The 13,143-nt window shown below is 69.2% G+C and carries 12 protein-coding genes; 5 read left to right on the top strand and 7 right to left on the bottom strand.

Annotated features, from left to right (window positions below):
* Positions 1-106: 106 nt before the first annotated feature.
* Positions 107-916, top strand: coding sequence for an enoyl-CoA hydratase (locus C7H75_RS08050; protein WP_022594846.1), 810 nt, complete (start codon positions 107-109; stop codon positions 914-916).
* Here C7H75_RS08050 and C7H75_RS08045 read toward each other — a convergent pair.
* On the bottom strand, positions 913-1,518 hold the full coding sequence (locus tag C7H75_RS08045; RefSeq protein ID WP_233281877.1) for a DUF4304 domain-containing protein: 606 nt from the start codon (positions 1,516-1,518) through the stop codon (positions 913-915). The genes C7H75_RS08050 and C7H75_RS08045 overlap by 4 nt on opposite strands.
* A 129-nt stretch (positions 1,519-1,647) precedes the next feature.
* On the opposite strand from C7H75_RS08045, the gene C7H75_RS08040 reads away from it, so the two are divergent.
* Entirely contained in the window at positions 1,648-2,280 is a 633-nt protein-coding gene (locus tag C7H75_RS08040) for a TetR/AcrR family transcriptional regulator (protein ID WP_013415384.1), read from the top strand.
* Positions 2,277-3,239, top strand: coding sequence for a TauD/TfdA dioxygenase family protein (locus tag C7H75_RS08035; RefSeq protein ID WP_013415383.1), 963 nt, complete (start codon positions 2,277-2,279; stop codon positions 3,237-3,239). The genes C7H75_RS08040 and C7H75_RS08035 overlap by 4 nt, the downstream gene beginning before the upstream one ends.
* A 3-nt stretch (positions 3,240-3,242) precedes the next feature.
* On the opposite strand, the gene curA is transcribed toward C7H75_RS08035, so the two are convergent.
* Entirely contained in the window at positions 3,243-4,274 is a 1,032-nt protein-coding gene (gene curA, locus C7H75_RS08030) for an NADPH-dependent curcumin/dihydrocurcumin reductase (RefSeq protein ID WP_106851192.1), read from the bottom strand.
* Between the two features lie 93 nt (positions 4,275-4,367).
* On the opposite strand from curA, the gene C7H75_RS08025 reads away from it, so the two are divergent.
* Positions 4,368-5,225 carry a 3-hydroxyacyl-CoA dehydrogenase gene (locus tag C7H75_RS08025; protein ID WP_069856075.1) on the top strand — a complete coding sequence of 286 codons (858 nt, stop codon included), beginning with the start codon at positions 4,368-4,370 and terminating at the stop codon, positions 5,223-5,225.
* Between the two features lie 193 nt (positions 5,226-5,418).
* Here the strand turns inward: C7H75_RS08025 and C7H75_RS08020 are convergent, their stop codons facing one another.
* The 5 genes from C7H75_RS08020 to fdxA all read right to left on the bottom strand — a co-directional run bounded on the left by C7H75_RS08020 (position 5,419) and on the right by fdxA (position 11,104).
* On the bottom strand, positions 5,419-6,822 hold the full coding sequence (locus tag C7H75_RS08020) for an acyl-CoA synthetase (protein WP_106851998.1): 1,404 nt from the start codon (positions 6,820-6,822) through the stop codon (positions 5,419-5,421).
* 25 nt (positions 6,823-6,847) lie between these two features.
* Complete coding sequence (locus C7H75_RS08015) at positions 6,848-7,816, bottom strand: proline dehydrogenase family protein (RefSeq protein WP_069856076.1); 969 nt, start codon at positions 7,814-7,816, stop codon at positions 6,848-6,850.
* A complete protein-coding gene (gene pruA / locus C7H75_RS08010) occupies positions 7,813-9,462 on the bottom strand; it encodes an L-glutamate gamma-semialdehyde dehydrogenase (RefSeq protein ID WP_005514486.1) in 1,650 nt (549 codons plus the stop codon). The genes C7H75_RS08015 and pruA overlap by 4 nt, the downstream gene beginning before the upstream one ends.
* A 202-nt stretch (positions 9,463-9,664) precedes the next feature.
* The gene (gene dapC, locus C7H75_RS08005; protein WP_044990706.1) at positions 9,665-10,765 is read right to left on the bottom strand and encodes a succinyldiaminopimelate transaminase; all 1,101 of its coding nucleotides are present in this window, start codon (positions 10,763-10,765) and stop codon (positions 9,665-9,667) included.
* Positions 10,766-10,780: 15 nt separating this feature from the next.
* Positions 10,781-11,104, bottom strand: coding sequence for a ferredoxin (fdxA, locus tag C7H75_RS08000; protein WP_005514494.1), 324 nt, complete (start codon positions 11,102-11,104; stop codon positions 10,781-10,783).
* Positions 11,105-11,325: 221 nt separating this feature from the next.
* Between fdxA and C7H75_RS07995 the strand changes: the two genes are divergently transcribed.
* Complete coding sequence (locus C7H75_RS07995) at positions 11,326-13,119, top strand: thiamine pyrophosphate-requiring protein (protein ID WP_106851191.1); 1,794 nt, start codon at positions 11,326-11,328, stop codon at positions 13,117-13,119.
* Positions 13,120-13,143 lie beyond the last annotated feature (24 nt).

Raw genomic sequence — 13,143 nt, 5'->3', positions numbered from 1 at the left:
GAAGGTGTGTGCCGTTGCGGCGTGGTGTCCCGCAAGAACGGGCACATCGGGCGCTCCCGCGGCGTAGGGTCGGCGCACACCGACCCCTCTGCCAGTAGGAGTTCCCTTGAGCTTCATCCTCGTCGAACGGCCGCGTGAGCACGTCGCGCTGGTGACCCTCAACCGTCCGGAGCGGATGAACGCGATGGCGTTCGACGTGATGCTGCCGTTCCGCGAGGCACTCGACGCCATCAGCAACGACACCTCGGTCCGGGCCGTCGTGATCACCGGTGCGGGCCGGGGTTTCTGTTCGGGCGCCGACCAGCGATCGGCCGGCCCCATCCCCCACATCGAGGGGCTGACCCGACCGACGATCGCGCTCCGCTCGATGGAGTTGCTCGACGACGTCATCCTGACGCTGCGCCGCATGCACCAGCCGGTGATCGCGGCGGTCAACGGCGCGGCGATCGGCGGCGGACTGTGCCTGTCGCTGGCCGCGGACATCCGGCTCGCCGCTCCCGAGGCCTACTTCCGCGCGGCCGGGATCAACAACGGCCTCACGGCGAGCGAACTCGGACTGAGCTACCTGCTGCCGCGGGCGATCGGATCGTCGCGGGCGTTCGAGATCATGCTGACCGGCCGCGACGTCGACGCCGACGAGGCCGCACGCATCGGGCTCGTGTCCCGCGTCGTGGCGCAGGAGGATCTTCTCGAGGAGGCGTTCGACATGGCGCAGCGGATCGCCATGTTCTCGCGGCCCGGCGTCGAACTCACCAAGCGCACCCTGTGGTCGAGCCTCGACGCGTCGTCGATGGCGCAGCACATGAACCAGGAAGGACTCGGCCAGTTGATGATCCGACTGATGACCGACAACTTCGAGGAAGCCACCCTCGCCCGCAAGGAGAAGCGGGACCCGGTCTTCCGCGACAGCCGCTAGATCGCGGAGATCTCGTACGCGGCCTCCGCCTTCCGGAACTGCGCCTCGAGGCGAGGCCAACGCTCCTCCGACCCGAACTCGATGCGCGCCCGCGCGAACTGCTCTCGCGCACCGATCACGTCGCCCGACGCCAGCCGGTACCGGAACACGTCGAAGTCGATGTCGGAGTCCGCGGCTCGGGCGACGGCGTCCGGGCCGTCGAGCTCACCCAGCACGTCCAGCGCGGCGACGAGCGCGGCGCGCAGTTGCTCGGCGACGGCCGAGACGTCGGTGTCGGCGGTCACCGTGACGTGTGGTCCGATCCCGGGTGCGAGGTGTTCGATCCTGCGCCGGAACTGGCAGTCGACCTCCTTCGGGCGTTCCTGCGGAACCCGTCCGACGACCCGGGCGAACTCCGCCGAGTAGACGCCGCAGTTGACGTAGAAGCGGATCGACTCGTGACTGTTCCCGGCCGACCGTTGGAGGTTGACGACGTCGGTCAACCCGCCGCGATCGCGGGTGAAGGTCAGCTTCTGCTTCCTGAACCCGTGTGCCTTCAGCAGCGGAGCGATACCGGTGCCGACCACGGACGAGAACGCCCGCTCGGCGGATTCGGAGGTCATGACGCCATCGTTCCAGACCCACGCGTCGCCCTCGGGGACTTCGGGGACCATGGAGGCCCTGCCCGCTTGACCCGTTAAGGTTTCGGCCTTAAAGTCTGCGATGTGACCCAGAACACGTCCCGCAGGGCGATGCTCGTGGCTGCCGAACGGATCGTCGCCGAACGCGGTATGCCCGCACTCACACTCAAGGACGTCCAGCTCGCGGCCAATCAGGCCAACAAGTCGGCCGCCAAGTACCACTTCGGTTCTCGCGACGGCCTCATCGAGGCGCTCGTCGAACTCCGCATGACGCCGGTCAACGCACGACGGCAGGAACTGCTGGACGAGATCGGGCGGTTCGGGGGCCCGCCGACGGTTCGGCAGGCCGTCGAGGCACTCGTCCGCCCGCTGGCAGCGGAGACGCTCGGCCGACCCGGGAGCCGGTACGCGCGCTTCCTCGTCCAGGCCCTGTTCGACCCCGCGCTCGCGGACATGATCCAGAAGCACCTGCGGGCCGAGACCTACCGGCGAGTGCACCACCTGCTGATCGATCTCTGCCCGACACGCGGTGACATCGCGAAGTGGCGCGCGGACACCGTCGTCACGCTCGGAATGACCACTCTTGCAGCACACGAGGGCCGCGACCGCACGCAGCAGCAGACCGCCGCGATCGTCGCGGATCTGGTCGACACGTGCGTCGCGGTGCTCGAGGCCCCCACATCCGTTCCACACAGCACTCCAGATTCGACGGAACACACCGATCCCCAAGGAGTTTCGCTATGACCGCTTCCGCAAATCCCGACATCTTCCGGACCTTCATCGAACCGCGTCCGACGGACCCCCTCTACGCAGTCGGCCCGCTCGTCGCACGACGCACCACCGAGAGCGCCGACGACCGACCCTACGAATTGTTCTCGCTCACACCGAAGACCCCGACCATCGGCGCCGAGGTGTCCGGGATCCGGCTGACCGGCGACCTGTCCGACGACGTGCTCGCGGAACTGCGACGCGCACTGCTCGAGTGGAAGGTCCTGTTCTTCCGTGACCAGGACATCGACCGTGCCGATCATCGTGCATTCGCCGCCCGCTGGGGTGAACTCGAGCAGCACCCCTTCTTCAAGTACACCCAGCCCGGCCAGAGCGATGCGGACGTCGCGACCCTGGCGAAGGACGCGATGGCCGCCGGTGTCGAGAACATGTGGCACAACGACGTGACGTGGCACGAATTTCCTTCGTTCGCAGCGGTCCTGCGCGGCGTCGAGGTACCGGACGTGGGTGGAGACACGCTGTGGGCCGACACGGGCGCCGCATACGATCTGCTCCCGGAGGATCTCCGCGCGCGCATCGACCATCTCGAGGCCGAGCACGATTGGATCAACTCGTTCGGCCGCGGGATGCCGGCCGAGACCGTCGAGATGCTCCGTCCGGTCTTCCCGCCCGTGGTCCACCCCGTGGTCCGCGTCATCCCCGAGACCGGACGCCGCGTGCTGTTCGTCAATTCCGTGTTCACACAACGCATCGTCGGCGTGTCCGAGGAGGAGTCGAACGAGATCCTGCGCGCGCTCTACCGGCACGTCCAGCGTCCGGAGTTCCAAGTGCGGCTGCACTGGAGCCCCGACACGATCGCGTTCTGGGACAACCGCACCTGCCAGCACTACGCGTCGAGTGACTACTTCCCCGCACGTCGGGTGATGGACCGGATCTCGATCGTGGGCGACAAGCCGGTGGGTGTCACAGCCTGACGCTCACTCCTCCGGCCCGACGCGAACCACCAGTTTGCCGAAGTTCTTGCCGTGCAACATCCCCAGGAACGCCGACGGCGCATTGTCCAGTCCATGCACGACGTCCTCCCGGTACTTCAGCCGGCCTTCGGCGATCCACCGGGAGGCGTCGCGTTCGAAATCCGCGTACATCTCCGCGACGAACTCGGACTGGATGAACCCGCGCACCGTCAGACTCTTCGTGAGCACGAGCCCCATGAACGCCGGCAACCGGTCCGGCCCCTCCGGAGTGGTCGCGGCGTTGTACTGGGAGACCAACCCGCACACCGGGATCCGGGCGTAGAGGTTGAGCAGCGGCAGGACTGCCGCGGTGACCTGCCCGCCGACGTTCTCGAAGTAGACGTCCACGCCGTCCGGAACCGCGGCACGCAACCGGTCGGCGAAATCCGTTGCCCGGTGGTCGACGGCGGCGTCGAACCCGAGTTCGTCGCGCACGTACGCGCACTTGTCGGGGCCGCCGGCGATGCCGACGGCACGGGCGCCGTGGATCTGCGCGATCTGCCCGACCGCAGAGCCCACCGGCCCGGCCGCGGCCGCCACCACGACGGTCTCCCCGGCCTGCGGGCGGCCGATCTTCAGCAGCCCCGAATACGCCGTGAATCCGGGCATTCCGAGCACGCCGAGCGCGGTGGACAGCGGGGCACGGTCCGGGTCGAGGGGCCGGACGGTGTCACCGTCGACCACGGCGTGCGTCTGCCACCCGGTGTATCCGAGGACGTAGGTGCCGGCGGCGATGCGCGGGTTCCGTGACTCGAGAACCCGGGAGACCGTCCCACCGACCATGACGTCGCCCACCTCTACGGGATCGGCGTAGGACTCGGCAGCGCTCATCCGGCCCCGCATGTACGGGTCCAGCGACAGATAGACGGTGCGCAAGAGCACCTGGCCATCGGACAGGTCGGGCAATTCGACTGTCTCCGTGCGGAAGTTGTCCGCAGTCGGCTCTCCGTGCGGTCGTGACGCGAGGACGATTCTGGTGCTCGTGACAGCGCTCATACCCCGACGGTACGCCCGCCCCCGGTCGGCGGGGATAGGGTCGAAGGGAACCGGCCGGCGCCCGATTCGGCCGCACGAGAGCCTGGAGGTTTCATGACGGACATTCGGAAGGTCACCGTACTGGGCGCGGGAGTTCTGGGTTCCCAGATCGCCTTCCAGACGGCTTTCAAGGGATTCGACGTCACCTCGTACGACATCGACGACAAGGCACTCGACGCCGCGCGCGGTCGCTTCGCCGGCCTGGTCGACACCTATCGGCAGGAGGTTCCCGGCGCCGACGACGGCAGCGCCGCCGCCACCCTGGACCGGCTGACGCTGACGTCCGATCTGGACGCGGCCGTGGCGGACGCCGATCTGGTCATCGAGGCGATCCCGGAGATCCTGTCCCTCAAGCAGGACACGTACCGCAGAATCGGTGCCGCCGCGCCGGAGCGGACCATCTTCGCGACGAACTCGTCGACGCTGTTGCCGAGCGACCTCGCCGAGGCCACCGGCCGTCCCGACCGCTTCCTCGCGCTGCACTTCGCGAACCGGGTGTGGCGGTTCAACACCGCGGAAGTGATGGGCACGGAGCGGACCGATCCCGAGGTGTTCCGCACCGTCGTCGAGTTCGCCACCGAGATCGGCATGGTCCCGATCGAACTGCACAAGGAGAAGTCGGGCTACGTCCTGAACTCGCTGCTGGTGCCGTTCCTCAACTCGGCCGCCGCCCTCGCCGCCGGCGGCTACGCGCAACCGGAGGACGTCGACAAGACCTGGAAGATCGCGACCGGCGCGCCCCTCGGTCCGTTCCAGATATTCGACATCATCGGCCTCACGACGCCGTACAACATCATGTCGCACGGTGACGAGGACGCGCAGAAGCTGGCGGTGTGGCTCAAGGAGAACTACATCGACAAGGGCAAGCTCGGCGTCGCGTCGGGTGAGGGCTTCTACAAATACGACGCCTGACTGCCGGATCGCCGGCAAGCGGGGCGAGGGGCAGGCGCCGATGCGTAGCGGCACCTGTCCCCCGGCCTCCCCTCAGGCCGGGACCGGCCCCATGCCGACTCGACCTCGCCCCGATTCCGGAACCGGCGGCTTCGCCACCCGTGCGCCTTTCCGGTGCCCCCAACTACCAAAAAGGCGCACGGGCGCGCAGCGCCTACAGCAGCTTCTTCTGCACCTTGCCCATCGCATTGCGCGGCAGCGACTCGACCAGGCGGACCTCGCGCGGGCGCTTGTGCACCGAGAGCTGCGACGCGACGTGGTCGATCAGCGCCTGCTCGTCGAGTCCGTCGCCGACGACGAACGCGACGATGCGCTGGCCCAGGTCGGCGTCGGGCAGTCCGACGACGGCGGCCTCCTTGACGCCCGGGTGCCCGAGCAGCGCAGTCTCCACCTCCCCGGCACCGATGCGGTAGCCGCCGGACTTGATGAGGTCGGTGGACTCACGGCCGACGATGCGGTGGAAGCCGCCGGCGTCGATGACCGCGACGTCGCCGGTCTTGAACCAGCCGTCCTCCGTCCACGACTCGGCGGTGGCGTCCGGCCGGTTCAGGTAGCCGTCGAACAGCGTCGCCCCGCGGACCTGCAGGCCGCCGATGGTCTCGCCGTCGTGCGGCACCGGGTCCCCGTGCTCGTCGCGCAGCCGGGTCTCGACGCCGCGTACCGGCACGCCCACCCAGCCGGGTCGGCGTTCACCGTCGACGCGGGTGCTGATCGTCAGCATGGTCTCGCTCATGCCGTAGCGCTCGATCGGGGTGAGCCCGGTGAGCGCGCGCAACCGCTCGAACACCGGGACCGGCAGCGGCGCACTGCCCGACACCAGCAGCCGCGCACCGCTCAGGGCACGGGCCGACGCCTCGTCCTCCACGATTCGGGACCACACGGTGGGCACCCCGAAGAACAGCGATCCATTGGCCCGCGCGGCGTCCGCATACGCCTGCGGCGTCGGTTTGACGGTGTGGACCAGCCGGCTTCCCACCCGCAGCGGGCCGAGGACACCGAGGATCAGCCCGTGCACGTGGAACAGCGGAAGGCCGTGCACCAGAACATCCTTCGACGTCCAGTCCCACGCCTCGGCGAGTGCGTCGATCCCGGCGGCGATCGCGCGCCGGCTGAGCAGCACGCCCTTCGGCGGACCCGTCGTGCCCGACGTGTACAGCACGAACGCGGTGGACGACGGGTGCGGTTCGGGATGGCTGTGCCAGTCGCGGGCGTGCACGCGCACCGGCACCACCGGCAGCGTGGATCCCTCCGGAGCCCGGCCCAGCCACCCCTGCGCCCCGGAGTCGGAAAGGATGTGTTCGAGCTCGGCCGGACCCGAATCCGGCGGAACCGGAACCACCGTGACCCCTGCGAGCAGGCAGCCGACGACGGCGATCACCGTCGCAGGCGTGGGCTCGGCCAGCACCGCCACCACCCGGGCGCCGGCGATGCGCTTGGCCAACGCGCCGGCCGCCCCGAGGATGTCGGTGCGCGAGAGTGCGGTGTCGCCGATTCGGACGGCGTCGGACATGTCGTCGCCGCGCGCGACGGCGAGGGGATTGAGCGAACTGAGCAGCACGACGCTCACTGTCTCACATCGCGCGTCAGCCCCGGGAGAGCGTCGAACGCAGGAAGAACCGAAGGTTCGACGGCCGCTCCGCCAACCGCCGCATGAAGTACCCGTACCACTGCGCGCCGTACGGCACGTAGACCCGGACCCGACGCCCCGCGTCCACCAATCGGGCCTGCTCGAGGTCGCGGATCCCGAACAGCATCTGATGTTCGAAATCGTCTGTTCCCCGCCCGGTTTCGGTGATCAGGCGATCCACCGAGGCGATCATCGCCGGGTCGTGGGTGGCCACCATCGGGTAGCCGTCACCTGCCATGAGGACCCGAAGGCACCGCCGGTACGACGCGTCGACGTCGGCCCGCGACCGGTACGCCACCGACTCCGGTTCGCGGTAGGCGCCCTTGCACAGCCGGATCCGCGATCCGGCGCCCGCAAGGTCGCGGCAGTCGCCCTCGGTCCGCCGCAGATATGCCTGCAGCACCGTCCCGAGCCACGGGAAGTCGGCCCGCAGTTCCCGCACGATCGCCAGCGTGGAGTCGGTGCGGGTGTGGTCCTCGGCGTCGACGGTCACCCACACCCCGTGCTCGTGGGCGGCCGCGCAGATGGTCCGCGCGTGGTCGAGCGCGATCTTGTCGCCGTCGCCCGGCAGCCCCTGGCCCAGTGCGGACAGCTTCATCGACACCTCGAGCGTCCGCACTCCGGTCGCCGCGGCCTGGGGCAGGCGCGCGAGCTCGGCGAGCAGTTCGAGATACGCGACGACGGTGTTCCGGGCCTGCTCGACGTCGAGGGTGTCCTCACCGAGGTGGTCGATGCTCACCGATCGGCCCGCAACCAGCAGCGTCGACGTCGCGGCCATCGCGTCGGCGAGCGACTCCCCCGCCACGAAACGGCGCACGATCGACTTGGTGACCGGCGCCCGGGTGACCGCACTCTTCACCCTCGACGAGCGCGCTGCGGCCAGGATCGCCGGCCGCAGCGGATTCGACAGGACGCCGGGCGTCATCGGCCGTGCCCCGACCCCATGTGCGGGTAGCGATGATCGGTGGGCGGGACGAAGGTCTCCTTGATCGTGCGCGGCGATACCCACCGCAGCAGGTTGAGCGGCGAGCCGGCCTTGTCGTTGGTACCCGACGCCCGCGCCCCGCCGAACGGTTGCTGACCCACTACCGCGCCGGTCGGTTTGTCGTTGACGTAGAAGTTCCCCGCCGCGTACCGCAATGCCGCCGAGGCTCGTTCGATCGCCGCGCGGTCCGTGGCCACCACGGCGCCGGTCAACGCGTACGCCGCTGTCGTGTCCACCGCGGTGAGCACGTCGTCGAACGCCTGCGGGGCGGAGTCGTCGTAGACGTGGATCGACAGAATCGGACCGAAGTACTCCTTCACGAGCGCCTCGTCGCGCGGATCGTCCACCGTGAGGACCGTCGGCCGGACGAAGTACCCCACACTGTCGTCGTACTTGCCGCCCACGGCGATCCGCACTCCGTCGGCGCCGCGCGCCCGCTCGATCGCCGCGACGCTCTTGTCGTAGGCGCGCCGGTCGATCAGCGCACCGCCGAAGTTCTCCAGATCGGTGACGTCGCCGTAGGAGAGTGCGTCGACCTCGGCGAGGAACTGGTCCTGCATCCGCGACCACACCGATCGCGGAATGTAGGCGCGCGACGCCGCCGAGCACTTCTGGCCCTGGTACTCGAACGCCCCGCGGATCAGTGCCGTGGACAACACCGCCGGATCGGCGGACGGGTGCGCCACCACGAAGTCCTTGCCGCCCGTCTCCCCCACCAGACGCGGATAGCTGCGATAGTCCGCGATGTTCGCGCCCACCTCGCCCCACAGGTGGCGGAACGTCGTGGTGGAACCGGTGAAGTGGATCCCGGCCAGCCGTGGATCACGCAGCGCCACATCGGAAACGGCGAGACCGTCGCCGGTGAGCAGGTTGATCACGCCCGGTGGCAGGCCGGCGGCCTCGAGCAGGCGCAACGTCCAGTACGCGGCGAGCGTCTGGGTGGGCGACGGCTTCCAGACCACCGTGTTGCCCATCAGCGCGGGAGCGGTCGGCAGGTTCCCGGCGATCGCGGTGAAATTGAACGGCGTGATGGCGTAGACGAAACCCTCGAGCGGGCGGTACTCGAGCCGATTCCACACCCCGGGCGAGGACGTCGGTTGCTCGGCCAGGATGCCACGGGCGAAGTGGACGTTGAACCGCCAGAAGTCGACCAGTTCGCACGGCGCATCGATCTCGGCCTGCTGGACGGACTTGGACTGCCCCAGCATCGTCGCCGCCGCGATCTTCTCCCGCCACGGCCCGGACAGCAGATCCGCCGCCCGCAACAGCACCGCGGCCCGCTCGTCGAACGGGAGCTCGCGCCACGCCGGCGCCGCCGCGGTCGCCGCCTCGATGGCCGCGGACGCGTCGTCGTACGTCGCATTCGAGTAGGTGCCGAGGACGGCGGAATGCCGATGCGGTTGAACCACTTCCCTCGGTTCACCGCTGCCGTGACGGTGCTCGCCGCCGATGACGTGCGGAATCTCGACAACGGTCGAGGTGTGCTCCGCCAGCGCCCTCGTCAGTCGGTCGCGCTCGGGACTACCCGGCGCGTAGGAGTGGACCGGCTCGTTGTACGGCGCCGGAACGTCCGTGACGGCATCCATGCTGCCCTCCTCAGCCAGTAGCCAAGTGACTGCAACCAAGCTCAGGCTACGCCCGCCACCGCCTCCCGCGCCCCGCAACAAGTGCGCGAAGCGTCAGATCGAGTGCCCTCTCCCCGCGATAAGTGCGCAAAACGCGAGAACCCGGGCCCCACGCGCGCGACAAGTGCGCAAAACGCGGGAACCCGGGTACCCGAAGATGAGATCAGGACAGGCGCGCTGCGGCCGCCTCGATCCGCTCGTCGGTGGCCGTCAGGGCGATCCGGACGTGCGCGGCGCCGCGCGGTCCGTAGAAGTCGCCCGGCGCGACCAGGATGCCGCGCTCGGCGAACCAGTCGACCGTGGTGCGGCAGTTCTCGCCGCGGGTGGCCCACAGGTACAGGCCGGCCTCCGAGTCGTCGACGGTGAAACCGGCACCGCGCACGGCGGCCAGCAGGACGTCACGGCGGCGGCGGTACCGCTCGCGCTGCTCCTTCTCCTGGTCGTCGTCGGTGAGCGCGGCCGCCATCGCCGCCTGGATCGGCGTCGGCATCATCATGCCCGCGTGCTTGCGCACCTCGAGCAGTTCGGCGACGAGCGCCGGATCGCCCGCGACGAAGCCGGCCCGGTAGCTGGCCAGATTCGACGTCTTCGACAGCGAATGGATCGCGATCAGCCCGGTGTGGTCGCCGCCGCACACCCTCGGGTCGAGGATCGAGACGGCTTCACCCTCCCAGGTCAGCCCCAGGTAGCACTCGTCGGACGCGACGATGGCGCCGCGCTCACGCGCGAAGTCGACCACCTTCCGCAAATGCTCCACGCCGAGGACCTTGCCGGTGGGATTCGACGGCGAGTTCACGAAGATCAATGCCGGCTTCTCCGGCCCCAACTGCGCGGTCCCGTCGGCGCGCAGCACCCGGGCACCGGCGAGCAACGCACCCACCTCGTACGTGGGATACGCAACCTCGGGGATCACGACCAGGTCGTCTGCGCCGAGACCGAGGAGGCTCGGCAGCCACGCGATGACCTCCTTGGTGCCGATCACCGGCAGGATCGCCGCGGGATCGACGCCCGTCATGCCGTAGCGGCGGGCCAGGGACGCCGACGTCGCCTCGCGCAGCGCGTCGGTCCCGTGCGTCGTCGGATAGCCGGGCTCAGCCGACGCCGACGCCAAGGCGTCCCGGATGCCCGGGGCAACCGGATCGACCGGAGTTCCCACCGACAGGTTGACGATCCCGTCGGGATGGGACTGGGCCTTCTCCTTCGCGGACGCGAGGGAGTCCCACGGAAAATCGGGCAGGGACTGGGCCACGGGAATGCGAGGCAACGCCGGAACCCCTACCTACTCTTCGCCCATGGGGGGCAGCGCCTTGATGAACGGCGGGTCGAAGTCGACCTTGCCGAGCTTCGCCGCACCGCCCGGCGAACCCAGATCGTCGAAGAAGTCGACGTTGGCGGCGACGTAGCCGTTCCACTGATCCGGAACGTCGTCCTCGTAGAAGATGGCCTCGACGGGGCAGACCGGCTCACACGCACCGCAGTCCACGCACTCGTCCGGATGGATGTAGAGCATGCGACCACCCTCGTAGATGCAGTCGACCGGGCACTCCTCGATACATGCCTTGTCCATCACATCGACGCACGGTTCGGCAATCGTGTAGGTCACTGCTGCTCTCCCTGCCTTTCTGACACGGGCGCTCGGGCGCCTCGGTGAGCCGGATGCCGGGCTCGCGCCCGACGAACTTCCGGAAGGTCCAGTATGAAGCGCGCGCGCCGACGCAGTCAGGTAAGGGTGACCTATGAAGCCCGGCGGCTCCGCTGCGAACCCGCCGCTCGTTTGCCTCCCCCGCGGCGCGGGTAGCCGGATGCAACTGCAGAGGAGGCGCCATGGCCGACCGGAACGTCGCGGACTATCTGCTCGAGCGCCTACGGGCGTGGAACGTCGAGCACGTGTTCGCGTACGCGGGCGACGGCATCAACGGGATCCTCGCCGCGTGGGGTCGAGCCGACAACCACCCCAGGTTCGTGCAGGCCAGGCACGAGGAGATGTGCGCCTTCGAGGCCGTCGGATACGCGAAGTTCTCCGGCCGGGTCGGGGTGTGCATGGCGACGTCCGGCCCGGGCGCGATCCACCTGCTCAACGGCCTCTACGACGCCAAGCTGGACCACGTTCCCGTGGTAGCGATCGTCGGGCAGACCAACCGGAGCGCGATGGGCGGCTCCTATCAGCAGGAGGTGGACCTGGCGAGCCTGTACAAGGACGTGGCCGCCGACTACGTGCAGACCGTGAACGTGCCCGAGCAGCTGCCCAACGTCCTCGACCGCGCGATCCGCACCGCGCTCTCGCAGCGTGCGCCGACGGCCCTCATCATCCCCGCCGACGTGCAGGAGTTGCCGTACTCGCCACCTACCCACGCCTTCAAGATGGTGCCGTCCAGCCTCGGTCTCGACCTTCCGCAGATCGCCCCGGACGACGACGCCGTCCGGCGGGCCGCCGACATCCTCAACGCCGGCTCCAAGGTCGCGATGCTGGTCGGCACCGGGGCCCGGGGGGCACACGCCGAACTCGCCGAGGTGGCCGACCTGCTCGGTGCGGGCGCCGCGAAGGCCCTGCTGGGCAAGGACGTGCTGTCCGACGAGCTGCCCTGGGTCACCGGATCCATCGGCCTGCTCGGCACCCGGCCGAGCTACGAGATGATGACCGGCTGCGACACGCTGCTCACCGTGGGGTCGAGCTTCCCGTACAGCCAGTTCATGCCCGGTTACGGACAGGCGCGCGGGGTACAGATCGACATCGACGCCCGGTTCGTCGGCATGCGGTACCCGTACGAGGTCAACCTGGTGGCGGACGCCCGGGCCGCGCTGCGAGCACTGATCCCGCACCTCGAGCGCAAACAGGACCGGTCGTGGCGCGAGGGCATCGAGGCCGACGTCGCCCGCTGGTGGGAGACGATGGACATGCAGGCCCGGGTAACGGCCGACCCGGTCAATCCGCTGCGCTTGTTCTCCGAGCTCTCCCCGATCCTGCCCGACGACGCGATCGTCACCGCCGATTCCGGATCGGCCGCCAACTGGTATGCGCGCCAACTCCGTTTCCGCGGCGACATTCGGGGTTCACTGTCGGGGACGCTGGCGACGATGGGTCCCGGCGTCCCGTACGGCATCGGCGCGAAATTCGCCCACCCCGGCCGGCCGGCGATCGTGTTCGCCGGCGACGGCGCCATGCAGATGAACGGTATGGCCGAGCTGATCACGGTCAAGCGGTACTGGCAGGAGTGGTCGGACCCGCGCCTGATCGTCGCCGTCCTGCACAACAACGACCTCAACCAGGTGACGTGGGAGATGCGGGCCATGGGTGGCGCACCGAAGTTCACCGAGTCGCAGAGCCTCCCGGACGTCGACTACGCCGCCTTCGCCGCCAGCCTGGGACTGCAAGGCATCACCGTCGACGACCCCGACGCCCTCGCCGGCGCGTGGGAGCGCGCCCTGTCCGCGGACCGGCCCACCGTCCTCGACGTCCACACCGATCCTGACATGCCGCCGATCCCGCCCCACGCGACGTGGGAGCAGTTCAAGGACGCGACCGCCGCCGTCCTGGGCGGCGACGAGAACGCGTGGGGCTTCGTGAAGACGGGCATCAAGACGAAGGCCCAGGAGTTCCTGCCACACCGCAAGGACTGAACCGTTCCTGCGGCGGGAGGCGCC

The sequence above is a fragment of the Rhodococcus (subgen. Prescottella) equi genome (assembly GCF_003013675.1).
GTDB lineage: Bacteria > Actinomycetota > Actinomycetes > Mycobacteriales > Mycobacteriaceae > Prescottella > Prescottella equi.
Note: the sequence above shows the minus strand (reverse complement) of the source record. Positions and strands in the feature narration are given on the sequence as shown.

What these genes read in the sequence shown, in the direction of transcription:
- pruA (WP_005514486.1), bottom strand. Translation starts at nt 9,462, where the DNA reads ATGGATGCCGTCACGGACGTTCCGGCGCCGTACAACGAGCCGGTCCAC.
- C7H75_RS08045 (WP_233281877.1), bottom strand. Translation starts at nt 1,518, where the DNA reads ATGACCTCCGAATCCGCCGAGCGGGCGTTCTCGTCCGTGGTCGGCACC.
- C7H75_RS08040 (WP_013415384.1), top strand. Translation starts at nt 1,648, where the DNA reads ATGCTCGTGGCTGCCGAACGGATCGTCGCCGAACGCGGTATGCCCGCA.
- C7H75_RS08015 (WP_069856076.1), bottom strand. Translation starts at nt 7,816, where the DNA reads ATGACGCCCGGCGTCCTGTCGAATCCGCTGCGGCCGGCGATCCTGGCC.
- curA (WP_106851192.1), bottom strand. Translation starts at nt 4,274, where the DNA reads ATGAGCGCTGTCACGAGCACCAGAATCGTCCTCGCGTCACGACCGCAC.
- C7H75_RS07995 (WP_106851191.1), top strand. Translation starts at nt 11,326, where the DNA reads ATGGCCGACCGGAACGTCGCGGACTATCTGCTCGAGCGCCTACGGGCG.
- C7H75_RS08025 (WP_069856075.1), top strand. Translation starts at nt 4,368, where the DNA reads ATGACGGACATTCGGAAGGTCACCGTACTGGGCGCGGGAGTTCTGGGT.
- C7H75_RS08035 (WP_013415383.1), top strand. Translation starts at nt 2,277, where the DNA reads ATGACCGCTTCCGCAAATCCCGACATCTTCCGGACCTTCATCGAACCG.